This is a genomic window from Rhodococcus sp. FW305-130, assembly GCF_058788335.1.
Map to the genome: position 1 here is coordinate 607831 of NZ_JBYTAP010000005.1, position 23340 is coordinate 631170.

Annotated in this window: 21 protein-coding genes; 12 read left to right on the forward strand and 9 right to left on the reverse strand. The window is 62.0% G+C overall.

The genetic code is table 11. The features are described from left to right. Nucleotides 1–218 precede the first annotated feature (218 nt). On the forward strand, nt 219–2966 hold the full coding sequence (gene polA / locus AC3WQS_RS18890; RefSeq protein ID WP_492713311.1) for a DNA polymerase I: 2748 nt from the start codon (nt 219–221) through the stop codon (nt 2964–2966). A gap of 75 nt (nt 2967–3041) precedes the next feature. Here the strand turns inward: polA and trxA are convergent, their stop codons facing one another. Then, nucleotides 3042–3413, reverse strand: a complete 372-nt coding sequence (gene trxA / locus AC3WQS_RS18895; protein ID WP_003944106.1) for a thioredoxin — start codon at nt 3411–3413, stop codon at nt 3042–3044. A gap of 74 nt (nt 3414–3487) precedes the next feature. Beyond that, nucleotides 3488–4483, reverse strand: a complete 996-nt coding sequence (locus AC3WQS_RS18900) for a helix-turn-helix domain-containing protein (RefSeq protein WP_020969741.1) — start codon at nt 4481–4483, stop codon at nt 3488–3490. A 213-nt stretch (nt 4484–4696) separates the two neighbouring features. On the opposite strand from AC3WQS_RS18900, the gene AC3WQS_RS18905 reads away from it, so the two are divergent. After that, on the forward strand, nt 4697–5626 hold the full coding sequence (locus AC3WQS_RS18905) for a DMT family transporter (protein ID WP_492713310.1): 930 nt from the start codon (nt 4697–4699) through the stop codon (nt 5624–5626). Here the strand turns inward: AC3WQS_RS18905 and AC3WQS_RS18910 are convergent. Then, nucleotides 5571–6146, reverse strand: coding sequence for a 2'-5' RNA ligase family protein (locus AC3WQS_RS18910; protein ID WP_483634627.1), 576 nt, complete (start codon nt 6144–6146; stop codon nt 5571–5573). The two genes, AC3WQS_RS18905 and AC3WQS_RS18910, sit on opposite strands and share 56 nt — an antisense overlap. Between AC3WQS_RS18910 and AC3WQS_RS18915 the strand changes: the two genes are divergently transcribed. From AC3WQS_RS18915 to AC3WQS_RS18930, 4 genes are all read left to right on the forward strand, one after another. Continuing rightward, nucleotides 6112–7209 carry an isocitrate/isopropylmalate dehydrogenase family protein gene (locus AC3WQS_RS18915; protein WP_060939360.1) on the forward strand — a complete coding sequence of 366 codons (1098 nt, stop codon included), beginning with the start codon at nt 6112–6114 and terminating at the stop codon, nt 7207–7209. The two genes, AC3WQS_RS18910 and AC3WQS_RS18915, sit on opposite strands and share 35 nt — an antisense overlap. 206 nt (nt 7210–7415) lie before the next feature. Beyond that, the gene (locus tag AC3WQS_RS18920; protein WP_024487476.1) at nt 7416–8288 is read left to right on the forward strand and encodes an ABC transporter substrate-binding protein; all 873 of its coding nucleotides are present in this window, start codon (nt 7416–7418) and stop codon (nt 8286–8288) included. Further along, nucleotides 8288–9244, forward strand: a complete 957-nt coding sequence (locus AC3WQS_RS18925) for an amino acid ABC transporter permease (RefSeq protein ID WP_019748635.1) — start codon at nt 8288–8290, stop codon at nt 9242–9244. Before AC3WQS_RS18920 ends, AC3WQS_RS18925 begins: the two co-directional genes overlap by 1 nt. Next, complete coding sequence (locus AC3WQS_RS18930; RefSeq protein WP_019748634.1) at nt 9241–10002, forward strand: amino acid ABC transporter ATP-binding protein; 762 nt, start codon at nt 9241–9243, stop codon at nt 10000–10002. Before AC3WQS_RS18925 ends, AC3WQS_RS18930 begins: the two co-directional genes overlap by 4 nt. A gap of 3 nt (nt 10003–10005) precedes the next feature. Here AC3WQS_RS18930 and AC3WQS_RS18935 read toward each other — a convergent pair whose 3' ends face one another. Next, nucleotides 10006–10851 (reverse strand): class I SAM-dependent methyltransferase, encoded by an 846-nt coding sequence (locus tag AC3WQS_RS18935; protein ID WP_007728737.1) that lies wholly within the window; start codon nt 10849–10851, stop codon nt 10006–10008. Nucleotides 10852–11189: 338 nt separating this feature from the next. On the opposite strand from AC3WQS_RS18935, the gene rpsA reads away from it, so the two are divergent. Further along, the gene (gene rpsA / locus AC3WQS_RS18940; protein ID WP_019748632.1) at nt 11190–12677 is read left to right on the forward strand and encodes a 30S ribosomal protein S1; all 1488 of its coding nucleotides are present in this window, start codon (nt 11190–11192) and stop codon (nt 12675–12677) included. A gap of 174 nt (nt 12678–12851) precedes the next feature. Here rpsA and AC3WQS_RS18945 read toward each other — a convergent pair whose 3' ends face one another. Next, the gene (locus tag AC3WQS_RS18945) at nt 12852–13067 is read right to left on the reverse strand and encodes a hypothetical protein (protein WP_003944056.1); all 216 of its coding nucleotides are present in this window, start codon (nt 13065–13067) and stop codon (nt 12852–12854) included. Nucleotides 13068–13226: 159 nt separating this feature from the next. On the opposite strand from AC3WQS_RS18945, the gene coaE reads away from it, so the two are divergent. Beyond that, nucleotides 13227–14441, forward strand: coding sequence for a dephospho-CoA kinase (gene coaE / locus AC3WQS_RS18950; RefSeq protein ID WP_113684195.1), 1215 nt, complete (start codon nt 13227–13229; stop codon nt 14439–14441). A 4-nt stretch (nt 14442–14445) separates the two neighbouring features. On the opposite strand, the gene AC3WQS_RS18955 is transcribed toward coaE, so the two are convergent. After that, complete coding sequence (locus AC3WQS_RS18955) at nt 14446–14964, reverse strand: ribonuclease FAU-1 family protein (protein ID WP_069147187.1); 519 nt, start codon at nt 14962–14964, stop codon at nt 14446–14448. A gap of 86 nt (nt 14965–15050) precedes the next feature. Here AC3WQS_RS18955 and uvrB point away from each other — a divergent pair, with 86 nt between their 5' ends. From uvrB to AC3WQS_RS18970, 3 genes are all read left to right on the forward strand, one after another. Further along, entirely contained in the window at nt 15051–17213 is a 2163-nt protein-coding gene (uvrB, locus tag AC3WQS_RS18960; RefSeq protein WP_019748629.1) for an excinuclease ABC subunit UvrB, read from the forward strand. 45 nt (nt 17214–17258) lie between these two features. Beyond that, complete coding sequence (locus AC3WQS_RS18965) at nt 17259–18134, forward strand: SCO6745 family protein (protein ID WP_492713309.1); 876 nt, start codon at nt 17259–17261, stop codon at nt 18132–18134. Nucleotides 18135–18322: 188 nt separating this feature from the next. Beyond that, nucleotides 18323–18775, forward strand: coding sequence for a universal stress protein (locus AC3WQS_RS18970; protein WP_019748627.1), 453 nt, complete (start codon nt 18323–18325; stop codon nt 18773–18775). A gap of 1 nt (nt 18776) precedes the next feature. Here the strand turns inward: AC3WQS_RS18970 and AC3WQS_RS18975 are convergent, their stop codons facing one another. From AC3WQS_RS18975 to AC3WQS_RS18985, 3 genes are all read right to left on the reverse strand, one after another. Beyond that, nucleotides 18777–19238: a DUF732 domain-containing protein gene (locus AC3WQS_RS18975; protein ID WP_019748626.1), complete on the reverse strand. Its 462-nt coding sequence runs from the start codon at nt 19236–19238 to the stop codon at nt 18777–18779. Between the two features lie 83 nt (nt 19239–19321). Then, entirely contained in the window at nt 19322–21604 is a 2283-nt protein-coding gene (locus AC3WQS_RS18980) for a HelD family protein (RefSeq protein ID WP_308370703.1), read from the reverse strand. Between the two features lie 132 nt (nt 21605–21736). Then, nucleotides 21737–22669: a DoxX family protein gene (locus AC3WQS_RS18985; RefSeq protein WP_019748624.1), complete on the reverse strand. Its 933-nt coding sequence runs from the start codon at nt 22667–22669 to the stop codon at nt 21737–21739. 217 nt (nt 22670–22886) lie between these two features. On the opposite strand from AC3WQS_RS18985, the gene AC3WQS_RS18990 reads away from it, so the two are divergent. Then, entirely contained in the window at nt 22887–23306 is a 420-nt protein-coding gene (locus AC3WQS_RS18990) for a DUF2716 domain-containing protein (protein ID WP_492713308.1), read from the forward strand. Nucleotides 23307–23340: the final 34 nt, after the last annotated feature.

Below are 23340 nucleotides of genomic sequence, written 5' to 3' on the forward strand. Positions count from 1 at the left end.
TGGACAAAGGTGCCGCGCAGCACAGGGATTGTTTCGTTGCTGCGATTTCCGGACTCTAACGGCTCCGTTCGCTTCAGATGGGGTTCTGAGATTTCCGGGATGTTTCGGTTCCGTATCGAAGGCCGAAGGCTGCATCAATTGTCCGATTCTTGTGTCTGTTCCTGCGTAAACAACGGCGAAGGCGTCGATGTCGGTCGCGATCCCTAGACTGATGAACCGTGAGCCCCGCAACCACAACTCGGTCCAGCACGTCCACCGCTTCAGCCGGCACCACCGGCAAGGCGGACGATCGCCCTCTTCTGATGCTTCTCGACGGGCATTCGTTGGCATTTCGCGCCTTCTATGCGCTGCCTGCAGAGAACTTCAAGACACACAGTGGGCAGGCCACCAACGCGGTGTACGGCTTCACGTCGATGTTGATCAACCTTCTTCGTGACGAGCAGCCCACCCACTTGGCCGCGGCTTTCGACGTGTCGCGTCAGACGTTTCGCGCCGACCTGTTCCCCGAATACAAGGCGCAGCGCGCGAAGGCTCCGGACGAATTCAAGGGCCAGATCGACATCACCAAGGACGTTCTCGGCGCGCTGGGCATCCCGGTCATGGCCGAGGAAGGTTTCGAGGCCGACGACGTGATTGCCACGTTGACCACGCAGGCGGAGGCACTCGGATACCGGGTTCTCGTCGTGACCGGCGACCGCGACTCGCTGCAGCTGGTGACCGACAACGTCACTGTGCTCTACCCGAAGAAGGGTGTCTCGGAGCTCACCCGATTCACGCCGACGGCCGTCGAGGAGAAGTACAGCCTCACTCCGTCGCAGTATCCGGATTTTGCTGCCCTGCGCGGCGACCCGAGTGACAACCTCCCCGGTATCCCCGGCGTCGGCGAGAAAACCGCTACCAAGTGGATCCGTGAGTACGGTGACCTGCAGGGACTGGTAGACAACGTGGACAAGGTCCGCGGCAAGGTGGGCGACTCACTACGAGAGAACCTCGCAAACGTCCTGCTCAATCGTCAGCTCACCGAGATGGTTCGCGACGTTCCGTTGCCGTACACGCCCGAGCAGTTGGTGTTGGCCCCGTGGGACCGCGAGAAGATTCATGCGTTGTTCGACGATCTCGAGTTCAAGGTTCTCCGCGATCGACTGTTCGCGACCCTGTCGTCGTCCGAGCCCGAAGCAGAGGAAGGGTTCGAGGTCAGCGGCGACGCACTTGCCCCGGGTGCGGTTGCCGCGTGGCTCGACGCCCACGCGCGAACCGGTGAGCGTCACGGCGTCACGGTGCTCGGAACCAGAACTCCGTTTGCCGGCGACGTCACTGCACTTGCGATCGCGGCCTCCGACGGTGAATGTGCATACATCGCGGCGTCGACGGCAACACCGGAAGACGAAGTAGCTCTCGGTGATTGGCTCGCCGATGCATCGCAGCCGAAGGCGCTGCACGAAGCCAAGTGGGCGATCCATGCTCTGTGTGGGCGTGGTTGGACGCTCGGTGGACTGACCAGCGACACTGCTCTGGCCGCATATCTCGTCCGGCCGGGCCAGCGCAGCTTCAATCTCGACGACCTCTCGCTCCGCTACCTCAAGCGTGAACTGCGCGCCGAAACATCCGGCCAGGAACAGCTTTCACTGCTCGACGACACCGAACAGCTCGATGCCGAAGCAGCCGAGACCGCGATGCTCAGCGCTCAGGCCGTTCTCGACTTGGCAGCTGCACTGGACACCGAGTTGGAGTCGATCGAGTCCAAGTCGCTCCTCTCCGACATGGAACTGCCGTTGACGATCGAGCTCGCACAGATCGAGGCCACCGGCATTGCCGTCGACAGCGCGCATCTGCACGATCTTCAGAGCCGTTTCGCCTCCCAGGTCGCCGACGCCGCAAACTCCGCGTACGAGGTGATCGACAAGCAGATCAACCTGGGTTCGCCGAAGCAGCTGCAGGTGGTCTTGTTCGAAGAACTCGACATGCCCAAGACGAAGAAGACGAAGACGGGCTACACCACCGACGCCGAGGCGTTGCAGGGTCTGTTCGACAAGACAGGACACCCGTTCCTCGAACACCTTCTCGCGCACCGTGATGCGACGCGTATGAAGGTGACCGTCGACGGTCTTCTCAAGGCCGTGGCCGAAGACGGACGCATTCACACGACGTTCAACCAGACGGTTGCCGCGACCGGACGTCTGTCGTCGACCGATCCGAACTTGCAGAACATCCCGGTGCGAAACGACGCGGGGCGCGAGATTCGCGACGGATTCGTAGTCGGGCAGGGGTTCGACGTTCTGCTCACTGCCGACTACAGCCAGATCGAAATGCGCATCATGGCGCACGTGTCAGGCGACGAGGGGCTGATCGAGGCATTCAAGACCGGTGAGGACCTGCACAGCTTTGTCGGCTCGCGCGCATTCGGTGTACCGATCGAAGAGGTAACTCCTGAACTGCGTCGCCGGGTCAAGGCGATGTCCTACGGTCTGGCCTACGGGCTCAGTGCTTACGGATTGGCGTCGCAGTTGAAGATTTCGACCGAAGAAGCGAAGCAGCAGATGGATGCGTACTTCGCTCGTTTCGGCGGCGTGCGGGATTACCTCCACGCGGTGGTCGAGCAGGCACGTAAGGACGGCTACACCTCGACGCTCTACGGTCGTCGTCGCTACCTGCCGGACCTCAACAGCGACAACCGTCAGCGTCGTGAGGTGGCAGAACGGGCTGCCCTGAATGCGCCGATCCAGGGCACCGCAGCCGACATCATCAAGGTCGCGATGATCAATGTTCAGAAGGCTCTCGCCGACGCCGGATTGAAGTCGCGCATGCTGCTGCAGGTGCACGACGAATTGGTGCTCGAAGTGGTCGCCTCCGAGTTGGAGGAAGTCACCGCACTGGTCAAGGACAAGATGGCCACAGCCATCGAGTTGTCGGTACCCCTGGACGTTTCGGTGGGAACCGGTCGAAGCTGGGACAGCGCGGCTCACTGAGTCGGCGCCAAGGCAGCCTGGCTACGAAAAGAGCGCGCTCCGAATCGAATTCGATTCGGAGCGCGCTCGCTTTCGCTATTCAGCTGAAGCGGTTTGCTCTGCGATCTGCTTGCGGACCTCGTCCATGTCGAGTGCCTTGACCTGAGTGACGAGCTCTTCGAGCTGAGCGGCGGGAAGAGCGCCGGCCTGGTTGAACACGAGTACGCCTTCGCGGAAGGCCATGATCGTGGGGATGGAGCGGATGTTCGCGGCCGCTGCGATTCCCTGCTCGGCCTCGGTGTCGACCTTGGCGTGAACGACGTCGGCGTGCTTCTCCGAAGACGCTTCGAACGTCGGTGCGAACTGGCGGCACGGGCCGCACCAGGAGGCCCAGAAGTCCACGAGGACGACGTCGCTGCCGTTGATCGTTTCGTCGAAGTTCTGCTGGGTGAGTGTCTGGGTGGCCACAGGGGTCCTTTCCATTGTGCGGGCTGTTGGTGTGTGCAACGCCCCGGAACCGCTGATTCTTCCCTGAGCCGATTTCAGCTTGCGTTCTCGGTCGCCCGAAACGTCCGGCGGTAGGCCTGGGGCGTGGTGCAGCGAAGCCGGATGAAGTGCTGGCGAAGCACGGCGCCGCCGCCGAAACCGACGCGTTCCGCGATGACATCGACGGAGAGGTCCGAATTCTCCAGGAGTTGCTGGGCGGCCAGTACTCGCTGATCGCTGAGCCAGCGGGCGGGAGTTGTTCCCGTTTCCGCTTGGAAACGGCGGGCAAATGTGCGAGCGGACATGTTCGCTCGGGCCGCGACCATTCCGACAGTGAGGTCGAGGGCGAGATTCTCCGTCATCCAGTCGAGGAGTGGGGCAAGGGTTGCACTCGGCGTCGAGGTGAGGGGAGTGGCGACGTACTGGGCCTGCCCACCGTCACGGTGGGGTGGCACCACCATCCTTCTCGCGATGCCGTTGGCGACACGAGAACCCTGTTCCTTTCGCACGATGTGCAGGCACAGATCGATTCCTGCCGCGGTGCCTGCGCTGGTGAACACCGGATCTTCGTCCACGTACAACACGTCCGGATCGACCTTGGCTTCCGGATACGTCTGGGCAAGCCTCTCTGCGTGCCGCCAATGCGTCGTGCATCGCCTTCCGTCCAGTAGTCCAGCCGCGCCGAGGACAAACGCTCCGGTGCACAGGCTCGCCACCTTGGCGCCCCGGGCTACGGCCTCGTTGAGTTTCACCAGCAGGGGATCGACACTCGAGTCGGGACTCGGTGAGCACATGTACGCGTCGCCGGCGTCGTAGGTTCCGCCGGCGGAAACGACGATGAGGTCGGCGTCGTCGAGAGAATCGAGGTTGTACGGAACATCGATGTTGTAACCGAACCGCGTTCGGATCGGGCCCGGAACTGCGGCGATCAGCGAGAAGTCGTACGTGGGGAGGCCGTCGTCGGATCGGTCGAAGCCGAAGACTTCACATGCCACGCCGAGTTCGAACGCCTCGGTCATCGGCATCAGTGGGACCACCACTTTCGCGAGCATCTTTCGAGTGTGACAGAAAAACGGGAAAGTGGCAGAAAATCGTCCAAGTCTGGCTTTTCTGCCACTACTGCCACGTGGGACATTCCGTCAGGCTGGACACATGGCAATCATCGTCGTCAGCCTCTTGGTCCTACTGGTCCTGAACGTACTAGCTCTTGCCGGCCGAACGCCCGACACTCGTCACGACGTCAGTCCGCACGGAGACTTCACCCTTTGAGGGCAAGTCTGGCCTTTCAATACACCGCAGCTGCGGTGGTGTGGGGAGCCAGTTTCCTCTTCATGAAGATCGGGCTCGAAGGTCTGTCCTTCACGCAGGTAGTTCTGTGGCGCTTGGTCTTCGGTGCGCTCGCGCTGGTTCTCGTGTCAGCGGTCAACCGGATCGGCCTACCGAGGGAATTTCGTGTCTGGAAGCACCTGGCTTTTCTCGCAGCGACGCAATGCATCGTTCCGTGGGTGCTGTTCAGTTGGGCGGAGCAAAACATGTCCTCGGGACTCGCGAGCATCTACAACGCCACCACGCCACTGATGACTATGGCTGTCTCCCTTGCCTTTCTGCCGGGGGAGACGCTGACGCGATACAAGTCGCTGGGGTTGCTTCTCGGATTCGGTGGGGTGCTGATCGTGTTGGCGCCGTGGAATCTCGGCGTTGGCGGAAGTGTGAGTGCTCAGGTCGCTTGCCTGGGAGCGACTGCGTCGTACGGGATTTCGTTTGTCTACCTCAGGCGTTTCGTGCTTCCTCTCGGCGTCGACACTCGTACGGTCGCGCTTGTGCAGATCAGTATCGGTGCTTTCGTGATGGTTCTGGCCTCTCCGGTCGTCGCAAACACGCCGATGCACCTCACGCCGGCAGTTGTCCTGTCGATGATCGCTCTGGGCGCACTGGGGACCGGGCTCGCATTCATCTGGAACACCAATGTCGTTCAGGGGTGGGGGCCGACTGCGGCGTCCACCGTCACTTATCTCAGTCCAGTGGTGGGCGTCGCTCTCGGCGCAATAGTCTTGGACGAAAGCGTTGGCTGGAATCAGCCGGTTGGTGCGCTGGCGGTGATCGCGGGAATCTTGGTGACCCGACGTGCAACCCGCTCTGTCACACCGGCGGTGTCAGTAACCATTCCGTCTTCTGTTCGCCGTCCCAGCGCCTGATCCCGCCGCTGCGCCCGTGAATCACGTCGGTGCCGAGCAGGGCGATGGCTTCACCCAGACGTGCAGGTTCGACGCGTCGGGCGAGCGTCACGTGAGGCGTCCACGCGCCGGGCTCGACGTGGGCGGGAAGTGCCGTCGAGCCAACCGTTGACTCGCCTATTTCTCGGTGCAGGTGAAGGAGTGCACGCGAAGGAACAACCGAGCGCGCCAAGACCATCTGCTTGCCGCCGAACACGACGTAGCCACCCAGCCGGACCTCGAAGTCCGGGGCCGAGAAGCGCCGCACCAACAGTTCGTCGATCTCCGCGGGGATCTCACGGGCGACGAACAGCGTGATGTGCGGACGGTTGGACGGGCTGTGATGAGAGGCCTGACTCGGTAATCCGGCGTCGGCGAGTAGCTGCCATTGTGCTCGCACTGCCGACTCACTCACCGGATCGAGGAGCAATTCCACCGACTGGACCATGGTGAGCAATGATTGCCTGATGACAGGTGCGAGCGCAATCGGTACTCCGGCCATGCGGCTGGGACTCATGCACGGCGACGGAATCGGCCACGAAATCGTCCCGGCGACACGGCAGATCGTGGATGCGGCGCTGTCATCGGTTCACGCTCCGCCCGTCGAGTGGGTCGAGCTTCCGCTCGGGAGTACGGCCATCGACACTCACGGCACGCCAATTCCCGACGAAACCATCGATGGGTTGGGGCAGCTGCAAGGCTGGATCCTCGGACCCCATGACAGCGCGTCGTATCCCGAGAGGTTTCGCGGACAACTCACCCCCGGCGGCGTCATCCGGAAAAAGTTCGAGTTGTTCGCGAACATCCGACCGGCAGCAGCGTTCCCCGGCGTCAAGGCGATGGTCCCCGACATGGATCTGGTGATCGTCCGCGAGAACACCGAGGGGTTGTACGCGGATCGGAACATGGCAGTCGGCAGCGGCGAATTCATGCCGACGCCAGACATCGCCCTGGCCGTCGGTGTGTTCACCCGCGCTGCATGCGAACGGATCGCACGCACTGCCTTCGCGTTGGCGTCGCGTCGGCGCAATCACGTCACGATCGTCCACAAGGCCAACGTCCTGACACTGACCACCGGCCTCTTCCGCGACGCCTGCCGAACCGTCGCCGCGGAGTACCCCCACGTAGTCGTCGACGACGAGCACGTCGACGCGATGGCGGCGCACCTCGTTCGACGCGGCGGAGACTTCGACGTCGTGGTGACCGAAAACATGTTCGGCGACATTTTGTCGGATCTGGCGGGCGAGCTGTCCGGTTCACTCGGAACCGCGCCGTCGATCAACGCTTCCGAGACGCAGGTCATGGCTCAGGCTGCGCACGGAGCAGCACCCGACATTGCCGGTAAGAACCGGGCGAACCCGACGGCACTGTTCCTCTCGAGTGCGATGATGCTCGACTGGCTCGGTGATGCGCGCGGAGATCGCTTGTTGTCTGCGGCGGCACGCCGCATTTCAGACGCGGTTCGTACGACCATCGCGTCGGGTATCGCGACCGCCGACCTCGGCGGTTTGGCATCGACCAGCGAATTTTCCGAAGTCGTGTACGCACACACTCTGCGTCGCTGATTCTTGTACGACAGGCCGGAATCTTGCGAAGTCGGCGACGGTGGAACTCCTGCCGTAACCTACCGTTCGACTGAATTTCGGATGGACGTTGCAAGTGCGGCGATCGACGAGTGGAGAGCAGAGTCGTGGTCGATGAAAACGCACGGGCACCAAGGCCACGTGGCGTGGGTTATGGCTCGAGCAGTGGCGGGCGTATCCGCACCAACGTGGTGCGAGTCCTGTTGGTGGGCTTGATCGTCGCACTGTGCGGCGGATGTGTCACCAACAACGAGGGTCTCGTTCCGGAAGGGCCGCCACTTGATGTCCAGAAGGTGCCCGAGATCGCCGCTCTTCTGCCGTCCAAGGTCACGGATTCGGGCAAGCTGCAGGTCGGCGTCAACATTCCGTACGCGCCAAACGAATTCAAGGACGCGGACGGCAACATCGTCGGTTTCGACGTCGACCTGATGAATGCCGTTGCCGCCGTTCTCGGTGTCGAAGCTGTCTTCAACCAAGCCGACTTCGACAAGATCATCCCCGCTATCCAGTCGGGAAGCTACGACCTCGGCATGTCTTCGTTCACCGACTCCAAGGAACGCGAGAAGACGGTCGACTTCGTCACGTACTACAGCGCAGGTATCCAGTGGGCGCAACGGCCGGACAAGCCAGTCGATCCGAACAACGCATGCGGGCTTCGGGTGGCGGTGCAGACCACGACCACCGAGGACATCGACGAGGTGCCTGCCAAGAGCGAGGCATGCGTGGCCGAGGGCAAGCCCCCGATCGACAAGATCAAGTACGACAGCCAGGACGACGCGGCCAACGCGCTCATCCTCGGTCGAGTCGACGCGCTGTCCGCTGATTCGCCAGTGACCGGCTATGCGATCAAACGGAGCAAGGGCCGGATGGAAGCTGCGGGAGAACCGTTTGATTCGGCGCCGTACGGCTGGCCGATCGTGAAGGGTTCCGCCCTTGGGCCCGCTCTGCAGCAGGCAATGCAGTACCTGATCGACAACGGCGTCTATCAACAGATCGCGCAGACCTGGAGTGTCGAGGCCGGCGTCATCGAAGTATCCAAGATCAACGGCGCGGAAAGCTGATGAACATGACAACAACTGAGACCGGCGATCCGGTGCCGATCAAGGCGATTCCACTACGCAGACCTGGTCGTTGGATTGCCGCGGTCGTCGTCGTGGTCCTCTTCGGACTGTTCGTTTACGGCGCGGCGACCAACGAAGCCTTTGCATGGGGGACTTACGGTCAGTATCTGTTCGACAAACGGATCTCCGCTGGTGCGTGGACAACGATCCAGCTGACGGTGCTGGCAATGGTGATCGCGATCGTCCTCGGTGTGATTTTGGCAGTCATGCGACTTTCTCCCAACCCGGTGCTTCGCGCCGCGGCCTGGGGCTATCTGTGGATCTTTCGAGGAACCCCTGTCTACGTGCAGTTGGTCTTCTGGGGCCTGTTCCCGTCGATCTACAAGAGCATCGATCTCGGTATTCCCTTCGTACATCAGTTTGCGCACATCAATCTCCAGGACTTGCAGGCAGCGTTTCTGTTTGCGGTGATCGGTTTGGCACTGAACGAGGCTGCATACATGGCCGAGATCGTCCGTGCCGGCGTGAGTTCGGTCAACGAGGGCCAGACCGAAGCATCTGTTGCATTGGGTATGACGTGGAGTCAGACGATGCGCCGAACCGTACTACCGCAGGCGATGCGCGTCATCATTCCGCCGACCGGTAACGAAGTCATCAGCATGCTCAAGACCACCTCGCTCGTGACGGCGGTCCCTTACAGCTTCGAGTTGTACGGTCGAGCGCGCGATATCTCGGGCGCCAACTTCGAGCCGATTCCCCTGTTGATGGTGGCGGCAACGTGGTACCTCGCGATCACGAGTCTGCTCATGATCGGGCAGTACTACGTCGAGCGTCACTATTCGAAGGGCGCAACCCGAGCACTGACCACACGCCAGCTTCAGGCACTGGCCGACGCGCAAGGAAAAGCTACGGTAGTGGAAACGCTTCCGGATACCCCCGGAGGAGAACGCAAATGACACCCATGGTGAAAGCAGACCGAGTTTGTAAGAACTTCGGCGCACTGGAGGTTCTGAAAGGGATTTCGCTCGAAATCGACCCTGGCCAGGTCCTCTGCCTGGTCGGTCCGTCCGGGTCGGGCAAGTCGACGTTCTTGCGCTGCATCAATCACCTCGAGCAGGTCAACGCCGGCCGACTGTACGTCGACGGCGACCTGGTGGGTTACTCGGAGAAGAACGGCAAACTGTACGAACTCCACCCGCGAGCAGCGGCCAAACAACGCCGCGACATCGGGATGGTGTTTCAGCACTTCAACCTGTTCCCGCACCGCACCGCTCTCGAGAACATCATCGAAGCGCCGACGCAGGTGAAGCGCGTCAGTAAGAAGAAGGCTGTCGAACGAGCGAAGGACCTCCTCGATCAGGTCGGGTTGAGCGCCAAAGCCAACGCCTACCCGGCCCAGTTGTCGGGTGGTCAGCAGCAAAGAGTTGCCATCGCCCGCGCTCTCGCGATGGACCCGAAGCTCATGCTGTTCGACGAGCCGACGTCCGCGCTCGACCCCGAACTCGTCGGTGAAGTTCTCACTGTGATGAAGCAATTGGCCAAAGAAGGCATGACGATGGTGGTCGTCACCCACGAGATGGGTTTCGCCCGCGAGGTCGCAGATCAGTTGGTGTTCATGGACGGGGGAGTTGTGGTCGAGGCAGGCGAGCCCCGGGAACTCCTGGCCAATCCGCAGCACGATCGGACCAAGGCGTTCCTGTCGAAGCTGCTGTAGCCGTCAGGGTTTGACGGCGCTGAAAATTGCAGTGCCCGGAAAGAGTTGGCCGCGCAGGGGACTCCACTGTCCCCATTCGCGGTCCAACCACTCCGGCCATTCGGGCTCGATGATGTCGCGCACCTGAAGTCCGGCCGCGACGATCTCACGAACCCGGTCGCCGATGGTGCGGTGATGCTCGACGTAGGTGGGGACTCCGTTGTCATCGACCTCGACATACGGGGTGCGGTCGAAGTAGGGGAGGGTCGCGGTCAAGCCCTTCGGCCCGGGATCGTCGGGGAAGATCCATCGGATCGGATGGTTGACGGCAAAGACCCACGATCCGCCGGGACGCAGAACCCGGGCGACTTCGTTCATCACTCGCTGCGAATCGGCAACGAACGGGACGGCGCCGAACGCAGAACAGACGATGTCGAAACTCTCGTCGGCAAATGGCAGGAGTTCCGCACTTGCCTGAATCAACGGGACTGCCGGTCCGCCGGCATTCATCGCGTCCTGCCCGCGGGCGAGCATCCCCATCGAGATGTCGAGACCGACGGCCCGAGCACCGTGTCCGGCGAGCCATCGGGCACACGGCGCCGAGCCGCAACCCACTTCCAATATGTCTTTGTCGACTATGTCGCCGAGTAAGTGGTGATCGCCCTCGTGCAGCCCTTCGGGGCACCAGACGAATTCACCTTCCGCGCTGTTCACGCCCAGAAACTCGCCGTGGGTTCGGTGGTAATCGTCGGCGTCGGCGTCCCACCACGCACGGCTGGCACGGTCGCTGGCACTGGAATCGACACGGACCCGGCCGACACCGCTGGTGCCGAGAATGGAATTGGCGGCGGCATGGCGCTCGTCAGACATGAACAACACAGTAGAACGGGCGATGCGGGCGCAGGGTACCCGGGTTTGCCCGGCAAGATAGCCGACGCGTAGTCTTACTCACGCGAGTGTCTGTCATCCGACCGATTGTCTATACGGGATCTTTACCAAGGTCTCGGAATCAGTTGGACCGAGGGAGCTCGCGGTGCGCTTCCGTGGTGTGGGATGTGATCCGGTATTCGGTTGTTCGTTATTGATGCAGCTGGGTACTTCGATCTAGTACTTCACAAAAGTACTTCCAACATTTGTACGCCACAGTTGCGCATCTCGTCCGACAAAATCCATCAACCGACCACAACTCGTCCGGAGCAATTCAACATATGCCCTCCACAACCGTCACCTCGCCGCAGGTTGCCATTAACGACATTGGCTCCGCCGAGGACTTCCTCGCCGCCATCGATGCCACGATCAAGTACTTCAACGATGGTGACATCGTCGAAGGAACCATCGTCAAGGTCGACCGCGACGAGGTTCTGCTCGACATCGGTTACAAGACCGAAGGTGTCATCCCTTCTCGTGAGCTCTCCATCAAGCACGACGTCGACCCCAACGAGGTCGTCTCCGTGGGAGATGCGGTCGAGGCTCTCGTCCTCACCAAGGAGGACAAAGAAGGTCGACTGATCCTGTCGAAGAAGCGCGCTCAGTACGAGCGTGCCTGGGGCACCATCGAGGAGCTCAAGGAGAAGGACGAGGCCGTCAAGGGCACCGTCATCGAGGTCGTCAAGGGCGGCCTCATCCTTGACATCGGTCTTCGTGGCTTCCTCCCCGCTTCGCTCGTCGAAATGCGTCGCGTCCGCGACCTCCAGCCGTACGTCGGCAAGGAGATCGAGGCCAAGATCATCGAGCTCGACAAGAACCGCAACAACGTGGTCCTGTCGCGCCGCGCATGGCTCGAGCAGACTCAGTCCGAGGTTCGCAGCGAATTCCTGCACCAGCTCCAGAAGGGCCAGGTCCGCAAGGGCGTCGTGTCCTCCATCGTCAACTTCGGTGCATTCGTGGACCTGGGCGGCGTAGACGGTCTGGTTCACGTTTCCGAGCTGTCTTGGAAGCACATCGATCACCCGTCCGAGGTTGTCGAGGTCGGCACCGAGGTCACCGTCGAGGTTCTCGACGTCGACCTGGACCGCGAGCGCGTCTCCCTGTCGCTCAAGGCAACGCAGGAAGATCCGTGGCGTCAGTTCGCCCGCACGCACGCCATCGGCCAGATCGTGCCCGGCAAGGTCACGAAGCTGGTTCCGTTCGGTGCATTCGTGCGCGTCGAAGAGGGAATCGAAGGCCTCGTTCACATCTCGGAGCTCGCTGAGCGCCACGTCGAGGTTCCGGACCAGGTTGTCGGCGTCGGCGACGATGCACTCGTCAAGGTCATCGACATCGACCTCGAGCGTCGTCGTATCTCGCTGTCGCTGAAGCAGGCCAACGAGGATTACAACGCCGAGTTCGATCCGTCCAAGTACGGCATGGCCGACTCGTACGACGAGCAGGGCAACTACATCTTCCCCGAGGGCTTCGATCCCGAGACCAACGAATGGCTCGAGGGCTTCGACAAGCAGCGCGAAGAGTGGGAGAACCGCTACGCCGAGGCTGAGCGTCGTCACAAGATGCACACCACTCAGATGGAGAAGACCGCTGCAGACGAGGCCGCTGAGGCTGCCACCGCTGCTGCCGGCTACTCCTCGGAGACGGCTGCTGCAGACGATGCTGAGGCTCCGGCTGCTGCCGGCTCCGCTCCGGCAGAGTCCGCTGGTGGATCGCTTGCCAGCGATGCGCAGCTCGCCGCACTTCGCGAGAAGCTGTCGGGCAACGCATAAGGATTACCGCTTGATCTGATCAAGCGAGATCTTTGAAGAACCCCGCCCCTGCACTTGCAGCGGCGGGGTTCTTTTCTCGGTCAGGTACCACTGGCGCGCGAAGAACTCAGTGAGTGAACACAGAAATGACCGGCACCGTAGGGTTGCCGGTCATTTTGTACTTCGTGAAAAAACTCAGTTTGCGGGAGCAGGCACCCAGTAGGTGGCGGTCGCTTCGGCTGTGCGCTTACGCATCGATGCGAAGCTGTGTCGGCCTTGGCTCACGAGCATCGTGAACCACGTACGACGGTGCTCTGCCAGGGCAAAAGCAACTTCGGGAAACTCTATGCAGTGCACGCCGTTCGGCATTCCGAGGCGGTGCTGACCGTGATGGTCGCGATCTGCTCGCATGGCGTCCACTTTCTCGAGAAGGTGCAGGTACAGGTGCGTTCGCTAGAACATAACCGCACGGTCACCGAAATTGTGGTATTTGAGCCTCGAACGCCTCGGCGTGTTCGATCGGTAGGCGTGTCTCAATCTCTCGGGCGCGGAGATGAGAGACTGTCGAGTGTGTTGAGAGTAGGCCTCACTGGAGGCATCGGAGCCGGTAAGTCGACAGTGTCGAAAATCCTCAGCGAACTGGGAGCCGTCATCGTCGATGCCGACCTGATCGCCCGAGAAGTGGTCGAGCCCGGTACTCCTGGCCTTGCCGCTCTGGTCGATGCATTCGGCGACGGGATTCTGTCGGAGGACGGCAGCCTCAACCGCCCCGCGCTGGCCTCGTTGGCGTTTGCCGACGACACGTCACGCGGAACTCTCAATGGCATCCTTCACCCACTTATCGGTGCGCGGACGATGGAGCAGATCTCGTCTGCACCGTCGGATGCAGTGCTCGTTCAAGACATTCCGCTGTTGGTCGAGGGTTCGATGGCGCCGGCGTTCAACCTGGTCGTCATCGTCTACGTCGACGAGGAGGAACGAGTTCGACGCTTGGTGGGCTCACGCGGCATGCCGGAATCCGACGCTCGTGCGCGCATCGCAGCGCAGGCACATGACGATCAGCGTCGTGCGGTTGCCGACGTGTGGCTCGACAACAGCGGAGAGCCGGGTTCACTCGACGACGTGGTCCGCGACCTGTGGGCGAATCGACTTGTACCTTTCGAGAAGAACCTCCGCGAGCGCACGGTAGTACGTGCACTGCCGGAGCTGGCTCCAGCTGACCCGTCGTGGCCGGCACAGGCCGAACGGATCATCGGCCGGTTGTCGCTGGCGTCCGGCGACCGCGCGCGCCGTATCGATCACATCGGATCGACCGCGGTGCCTGGTCTCGATGCCAAGGACGTGATCGACATTCAGATCACTGTCGAGCACCTCGGCGTTGCCGACGACCTCGCGGAAGATCTGGCCGCTGCCGGGTTCCCCCGGATCGAGCACATCGCCGCCGACGACCCGAAACCGTCGTACCTCGGTGGTGAAACCGATCCGGCGGTGTGGGCAAAGCGGATTCACGGCAGTGCCGATCCAGGGCGCCGCGCGAATATTCACATTCGGGTGGACGGTTGGCCCGGTCAGCAGTTCGCGATCCTCTTCCGCGACTGGCTTCGCGCCGATGCGTCGGCGCGTGCCGAGTATGCCGAACTCAAGGTCAAGGCAGCCGAGAGTGCCGCAGGCATCGACGACTACGCCGCTGCGATCGACGCCTACCTGGGCGTCAAGACGCCGTGGTTCGACGCCGCTTTCCACCGGGCGTGGGAGTGGGCCGAGAAATCAGGCTGGTCCCTCTAACTGCTCAGCGCCACGTGACCGGCATGCCCACCGAGGTGAGCCAGGCGTCGAGATCGTGACCGTGGGCGGCGATGCCGTCGATAGCGCGGGCCGCGTTCAGCATCGCGCGCTCTGACGTCTTCGGGTCGAGAATCCCGGCGGTGTTCGCCTCGAGCAATTCGTCGACGTCGAGCAATTCGATGCTGTGTCCGGTCTGCACGATCAGGTCGAGGTAGTGGTCCTCGGAGGTCCAGACGTGCTCGCCGCGGATGAAGTCGCCGATGTCGACATAGAAATCCCAGTCGCGGACATGCTCTGGTGTGAAGTGGAAAATCGATGCTCGAATTCCGAGTTCGGGAATGATCCAGGACTCCAGGTAGTGAAACCGGGGATGGTCGGCGTGGCGCGCCATGTACAGCCCCCACGGTTCTTCGCGGTAGTGCTCGACCGGGCGAACGAAACCCTTGGGATCGACGTTGGTGCGAGCTGCGATGTCGAAGGTTTCGACCTTCGGCCGGTGAATGTGGGGACGTTCCTCGCTCATGGTCGAAGAACCTACCGCCGAACTGCATTTTCGGCTGAACGCGGACGAGCAGGCATTGTGTCGGTGGGTGCGCCTACCCTGGTTTCATGGCGTTTGCTTCCGAACATCCCGTGGTCGCGCATTCCGAGTTTCGGCCGGTTGGTGACATCGAGCGCTCAGACGCGCGCTTCGAGGTCGTCAGCCCGTACGAACCGGCAGGCGATCAGCCGGCAGCTATCGCCGAGCTTGAAAAACGGATCAATGAGGGAGAGAAGGACGTTGTCCTCCTCGGTGCGACCGGTACCGGTAAGTCCGCGACAACAGCGTGGTTGATCGAAAAGCTGCAGCGCCCGGCTTTGGTGATGGCTCCGAACAAGACCTTGGCGGCTCAGCTCGCGAACGAGCTTCGGGAAATGCTTCCCAACAACGCGGTCGAGTACTTCGTCTCGTACTACGACTACTACCAACCCGAGGCGTACATCGCCCAGACGGACACTTACATCGAGAAGGATTCGTCGGTCAATGACGACGTCGAGCGGCTTCGCCACTCGGCAACGTCCAGCCTTCTGTCACGACGGGATGTGGTCGTGGTGGCCTCGGTGTCGTGCATCTACGGCCTCGGTACACCGCAGTCGTATCTCGATCGCTCGATTCAGCTCGACGTCGGTGTCGAGGTACCGCGCGACGCGTTCCTCCGTCTGCTCGTCGACGTTCAGTACAACCGCAACGACATGGCGTTCACGCGAGGTTCGTTCCGCGTGCGCGGCGACACGGTCGAGATCATTCCTTCCTACGAAGAGCTGGCGGTCCGCATCGAATTCTTCGGTGACGAGATCGAGGCGCTGTACTACCTACATCCACTGACCGGGGACATCGTTCGCCAGGTCGACACGGTTCGCATCTTCCCGGCGACGCACTACGTCGCCGGCCCTGAACGCATGGAGCGTGCAGCCAAGGACATCGAGGCGGAACTGGAAGAGCGGCTCGCGGAACTCGAGGGCAAGGGCAAGCTTCTCGAAGCTCAGCGTCTGCGCATGCGAACGCAGTACGACCTAGAGATGATCAAGCAGGTCGGATTCTGCTCCGGCATCGAGAACTACTCGCGCCACATCGACGGCCGTGGCCCCGGAACTGCCCCCGCAACTTTGATCGACTATTTCCCCGAAGATTTCCTGCTGGTCATCGACGAGTCACACGTGACCGTTCCGCAGATCGGCGCCATGTACGAGGGCGATATGTCGCGCAAGCGCAACCTGGTCGAATTCGGATTCCGGCTACCGTCGGCAACCGATAACCGCCCTCTGACTTGGGAAGAATTCAGTAAGCGGATCGGTCAGACCGTCTACCTGTCGGCGACACCCGGTAAGTACGAGTTGGGTCAGTCCGGCGGTGAGTTCGTCGAGCAGGTGATTCGCCCGACCGGATTGATCGATCCCGAGGTCATCGTCAAACCCACCAAGGGGCAGATCGACGATCTCGTTCACGAGATCCGTGAGCGTGCCGAACGTGACGAGCGTGTGCTGGTCACGACGTTGACCAAGAAGATGTCGGAAGACCTGACCGACTACCTTCTCGAACTCGGAATTCGCGTCCGGTATCTGCACTCGGATATCGATACGCTCCGGCGAGTCGAGCTGCTCCGGCAGCTCCGCCTGGGCGAGTACGACGTGTTGGTCGGCATCAACCTCCTGCGTGAGGGACTCGACCTCCCCGAGGTGTCGCTGGTCGCGATCCTCGATGCCGACAAGGAAGGCTTCCTCCGTAGCTCCACCAGCCTCATTCAGACGATCGGTCGAGCGGCTCGAAATGTGTCCGGTCAAGTGCACATGTATGCGGACAAGATCACCGCATCCATGGCGCAGGCCATCGAGGAAACCGAGCGGCGGCGCGAGAAGCAGGTCGCCTACAACGAGAAGATGGGCGTCGACCCACAACCGCTACGCAAGAAGATCGCGGACATTCTCGATCAGGTGTACGAGGAGGCAGAGGACACTGCGGCGTCCGTGGACGTCGGTGGTTCGGGCCGCAATGCGACGCGTGGTCGGCGTGCGCAGGGTGAGGCCGGTCGTGCGGTCAGTGCCGGTGTGTACGAGGGGCGCGACACCAAATCGATGCCTCGGGCCGAATTGGCAGATCTGGTCAAGGAACTCACCGATCAGATGATGAACGCTGCACGCGACCTTCAGTTCGAGTTGGCTGGGCGATTGCGAGACGAAATCTCGGATTTGAAGAAGGAGCTCCGAGGGATGGACGCCGCGGGTCTCAAGTAGGTCGCCTCGCGTGGGTTCGTGCTCTCGACCGCTACGGTTTGAGGTATGGATGCACAGACTGCAGGCAAGACCGCGCGGACTCTCGAACTTCTCCACTCGTTGGCGTACTTCGTCCCGGAGACGGAGAAGGAGCTTGTCGGCGTCGGGTTGGAGCCCGGCCGAATGGTGTACTTCGCAGGGCGATCAGCACCGCTCGGCGCTCCACCGGCGACTGTCGTCACGGCCACCTTCTTCAACTTCAATCCCGAACTGATCGCCAGCGTCATCCCACGTGCCTGGGAATTGGCAAGGCCCACAGAGGTTGTCGCCGCGCGGTATCGGGCAATTGACGCGGCGTACGTCCGCCTGTTCGGTGCGGACGTGACAGGATCGGCAGACATGGCCGAGGCCGCCGAACTCGTGTCGATCGCGGCTCAGAACATCCCCGGAGTGGACGGCCGCCCCCTGTATGCGGGTTGGGCGTCGCTCGACTGGCCGACCGAACCGCACCTGCGTTTCTGGCACGCGCTGACACTGCTGCGTGAGTATCGCGGCGACGGCCACATTGCGGCTCTTCAGACCGCGGGATTGAACGGCCTGGACGCGTTGATCACGCACACCGCGACGGGAATCGGGTTTCAGCGCAAGTTCGCGCAGACTCGCCGCGGATGGTCGCAGGAACAGTGGGACGAGGCCGTCGAGAGTTTGAAGGACCGCGAACTGCTGGATCGTTCGTCCGGTGCACTGACCGAGGACGGGCAGGAACTGCGTGACGTCGTCGAAGACCTGACGGACGACCTCGCTTCGGCTCCGTGGGATGCGCTGGGTGAGGAGGGTGCCAAGCGGTTGCTGGAATTGGCGACGCCGTGGCGTACCGCCCTGGTCGAGCAGGAAGTTTTTCCGGCGGCGCTGTTCGGGCCCCGCTTCGGCAAACTTCGCTGAGTGGTCACCGCCGCACAAATGTGTCTGTGACGAAGAATCACATTCACTGCGGGCTTGTGGCGTGTACTGCAAATAACACTATCCGCGGCACAATCCCGCTAATGTCAGCGCAGCGGTTGTCGAGCGGGCGCAACAGCGTTGCGCTCGGTGCCGGCCGTACCGTCCGTCCCGTAACCATGGAGGAATGAATGAGTGCCTACCGGACCGTTGTCGTAGGAACCGATGGCTCCGAGTCGTCACTGAAGGCAGTCGACAGGGCTGCCGCCATTGCCAGTGGCTCGGACGCTCAGCTCGTCATCGCGTGTGCGTACTACCCGGCTGATCCCAAGGACGTGAGCGCTGCCGCTGATGCGTTGGGTAACGAGGCCTACCAGGTCACCGGTTCCGCTCCGACCTACGAGATCCTTCGCACCGCTCGTGAGCGCGCACATGCCCAGGGTGCAAAGGATGTTGTCGAGCGCGCTATCGTCGGCGCTCCCGTCGAATCGCTTCTCGCTTTGCTCGACGAGGTCAAGGGCGACTTGCTGGTCGTCGGAAATCGCGGACTGAACACACTGACCGGGCGTCTGCTCGGATCGGTGCCTTCCGATGCGGCGCGCAAGGCGACATCCGATGTCCTGATCGTGCACACCGTTCGCTGACCTACCGGCAGTAGTCGGCCTCGGCCGCATCGACGAACACTTCAGCCAGCTGATCGGCGCTGGGGGGCGTTGTCGATGCGGCCGAGTCGTTTCCGGTGGTGACCATCGGTTCGCTCGCGCCGTTCAGCGATACCGTCCGCAGATTCGCGATGATCATCGCTCGATCCGTGCCGGCCGCGAGCTGCTGGCAGACACCGTCACCGAGCGCCTGCAACATGTCGTCGGAAAAGGCTGGCTTGACCCCGGTAGATGCAAGCGCCGCCCGCAGCCGTTCTGCATCGTCTACCGGTTTTTCGGTCGGTGCGGCAGCAACGGCAGCGATGTCGTCGCTGCCTGCAGCAGCCGTTGAACTCGAATCATCCTCTGAACAACCGGCTGTCACCGCCGCAAGCATCCCGACACCGATCACCACGCGAGCGATCTTGCGGAAGGGTGCGGCGGAACTTGCGGGCAGGCCAAGCACGAGGGGTCATTCCTTCAGTCGTCGACACAAATTGGGGTGACACCACGATTCGTGGTGTCACGCACGAACCTACTCCGTGAGGCTCACGAATCGAAGGCCAACTCTGCTGCCGCGACGCCGTCGAGAACCGCGGGGAGCGACTCGACGTGAATGATGCCGAGCCTCTGGGTAGCGCGGGTCAACGCGACGTAGAGGTCGTTCATTCCGCGTGGTGACTCGTCGAGAATGTCGGCAGGTTCGACGATCAACACGGTGTCGAACTCGAGTCCCTTGACGTCCTTGACCGACAGGACACTTACGGTCTCACTCGCAATGCCCGCCAGATCGGCAACGACCTCGGAACCGGCGATCACTGCGGTGATACCGGGATGCGACTCGGACTCGATGCAACGGCGCACGGTCGATTCCAATTCTTCGGCCGTGGTCTTGAGTGCCCACGGCGCGAATCCGCTGTCGCGTACCGACCGGGGCACGGATTGCTCCGGGTCGATCTCTTCGAGCACACGGTGCGCGACATCCATGATCTCCGAGGGAGTTCGGTAGTTGACGGTCAGTTCGGTGAGCTTCCAGCGCTTGGCGACGTAAGGCTCGAGAATCTTCTGCCAGGACGAGGTTCCCGCGGGATCACCGGTCTGAGCTGTATCGCCGACCAACGTCATCCAGCGATTCGGTATGCGCCGCATCAGCATTCGCCACGCCATTTCGGAGAGCTCTTGGGCTTCGTCGACGATCACGTGACCGTAGGTCCAGGTTCGGTCGCCGGCAGCGCGTTCTGCCGTGGTCTGGCGCTGGCCCTGATCGTGGCGCTTGGCGAGTTGGCTGGCGTCGATCAAGTCGTACGCCATCAAGATCTCGGGGTCCATCTCGTCTTCGAGATCCTGTGGTGCAGAGCCGGTGAGGATGTCGAGGGCGCCCTGGGCGTCGGCGATCTGCGCGCGCCATTCACGTTGTGCGCGTTCGCGTTCGGCGGCATCGTCGACTCCGAGGATCTCGGCCAGTTCATCGAGGAGGGGAGCGTCTGCCGCACTGAAACCCGGTCCGACGCTCTGCAGAAGCTCGTCGCGTTGGGCGTCGTCGAGTTGCGGCGCTGCCTTGGCCAACCTCGCCGGAGAGGTCCACAGTTCCGCGAGGATTTGCTGCGGCGACAATTCAGGCCACAGCTTTCCGATGGCGGACATGATGTCCGCGTCCTCACGCATCTCGTCGCGAATGTCGGCGATGTCGTCGCGACTGAGGAGTGAGCCGCCGTCGACGAGGTTGCCGCCGATGAGTTCGGCCATCTGCAGTGCCAACGCCTCGATGACTGCTGCCACGAAGATCGGGCGCGCCAGGTTGTGTGGGCGACGCGACGACCGAGCACGTCCGCGAGCCTTCGTGACAGTCTTGCGATCCAGCTTCAAGTCGTACGTGTCGAATCGAAGGGTGATCGGCTTCGACGGGACTTCCTGCCGATCCCGGACGGCGTTCTTGAGTACGTCGAGGATCGCGAGGGAACCCTTGATCTCACCGGCGGCGAGGGAATCCGTACGAGTCGCACGCACTCCGGGGTACAGGTCCCCGATCGTCGAGAGCAGAACTCCGGTCTCACCGAGTGAAGGAAGGACCTGGCTGATGTAGTCGAGGAACGTCGCGTTCGGCCCGATGATGAGAACACCGGCCTTGGCCAGTTGCTGGCGGTAGGTGTAGAGCAGGAACGCGGCACGGTGAAGGGCGACTGCGGTTTTGCCGGTACCAGGACCGCCCTGGACCACCAGAACGCTTTTGTGCTCGGAGCGGATGATGGCATCCTGCTCACTCTGAATGGTCTCGACGATGTCGTTCATCTGACCCGTACGCGCTGCGTTCAGAGCGTCCAGGAGTGCGCTCTCACCGGCGACGCCGCCGGCTTCGGTCACCACGCCGGCGGCTCGGGCAGCGTCGAGGTCCAGGTATTCGTCGTTGATTCCGGTGACTGTTCGGCTCCGACTGCGGATATGGCGTCGTCGTTTCACGCCCTCAGGTGCCGCGGGCGTCGCCAGATAGAACGGGCGTGCCATCGGAGCTCGCCAGTCGAGCAGTAGCGTTTCGTAGTCGTTGTCGGTGTCCAGAATTCCGAGTCGGCCGACGTAGCGTCGCTCGTCGTCGAAGTCGATGCGTCCGAAACACATTCCGTTCTCGGCTGCGTCGTACTTGGCGAGATCCTCGGTGTACATGGCATTGAAGGATTCGCGTTCACTGCGTGCTTGCGGGGTTCCGCCGGTCTCGAGGAGGACCGTGCTCAAGCGAGTTTGGGCATACTTTCGAAGATCGTCGAGACGGGAGTACAACATCGTCACGTACTGCTGCTCGAGCTCTTGCTCGTTCAGTGACGGGTCCGCGTCGGGCAAAGGATCTCCTAGGCTTGATGAGAAATTCACGCGCTGCAAAAGCGCCAAGACAGTCTAGTTCCCCCAGATGAACTGCCGCATAGATACAGGTCAGGCCACCCGAAGGTGGCCTGACCGTGTTTTTCGGTGCACTCAGTGCGTCAATTCGTCCTTCTTGGCGCGAGCCTTTTCGAGCGCCTTCTCGGCGCGCTTTCGGGCACGCTTACCCAGCACCTCGGTCTGCTCCGACGCCGTTTCGGCCCACTCGTTGCTCTTTTCGAGCGCGAGTTCGGCGAACTCGGAGCTGCGCTTGCTCGCCAGCTCTGCCAGTTCGGCGCTGCGCTCACGTGCGGTCTCGGCCAGTTCGGAGCCGCGCTTCTGCGCGACTTCGAGGATGTCCGGGCCGCGTTCTTTGGCGACCTCTCCGAATTCAGCGGCACGCTTGCTCGCGATCTCCGCGAACTCGGAGCTGCGCTCCTTGGCAAGTTCGAGCCAATCCGTGCCGTGCGCCTTCGCGGTTTCGGCAAGTTCGGAACCGCGTTCGGACGCCACCGACAGAGCGTGTTCGACGCGATCGCTCGTGTGATCGGTCTGCGATGCGACCAACGGAAGTGCCGCGGCGATAGACGCCTGAGCCTTCTTCGCGGCGCGGCGGCCACGCCAGCCGAGCGACGGCTTGCCCTCGGTGTCGACGGACGCGATCATCAGTCCGCCGAGCAGGCTGACGTTCTTGATGAAGTTGGTTCGCTGCATCGCTCGCAGTGACGGATCAGTTTCGTTCCAGAAGTCGTGACCGGCAAGCGTGGTCGGTACCAGGCTCCCCGCGAGGACCAACGACGCGAGACGCGGCGCCTTGCCGGTGGCCAGCAGGGCGCCGCCACCGATCTGGACGGCTGCGTTGATCTTGACGAGTGTTTCCGGATCAGCAGGCACCTTCTGCGTCACTGCTCCTGGCAGCGTCTCGACGGATTTGTCGATCAGCGGTGACGCTTTGGCTGCTCGCTGAGTGGGGTTGCGCAAAGCATCGATTCCCCCGGCGATGAAGATCGTGGAAAGCAGTGGACGAGCAATTCGACGTACCAGCATGTTTCAAGCCTCCCGATGTAGGTTCGTTTTCCACCCTAGCGATCTCACAAGGAATTGGTCCGGTTCGGCGATCCCGCGACGCCTGACCCGGTTGACGGATTCCTGGTCGCCGAAGCGCGCTGTACTGCGTCGATGACTTCTCCACCGATCCGGACACACCGTTCTGAAGTATCCGTTACCGCGTATCCGCATACGGCGTGTTCGAAGGTGTCACACAATGCGCACCGTTCGAGCACGATGGTGTTGTGACCACGAAGGTATCGCTGAGCCGACGCCGTCCGTGGTCTTCGATTTGGGTGCGGTGCCAGCTGCGACTCCAGGGGCGTGGGCCGCTCGAGTTGATGCGATCAACGCCGAAGCGTTGCGCTGTTTTGTCATCGATTGGAACGACGATCCCAACTTTGTCGTCCTGGACTGGCAGCATCCGGGCTACACCTTCGACGCGGAGGCGCATGCTGCCGCGAAAGAGTTGGCGGAGTGGCGTGTCCCGATCTATCCGAACGGCGACTACTACATATTCAGTCGTGACGACTTCACGGAAGGGACCTTCGGCCATCCGTGGGAACGCACGCTGTGTGTGTTCGGGGAACGGATGGTCGAAGGACTTGGCCGGACTCTGTCGACCTGGCTTCCGTGACTTCGCGTCGACGGTGAACAGGTCGATAGTCAGG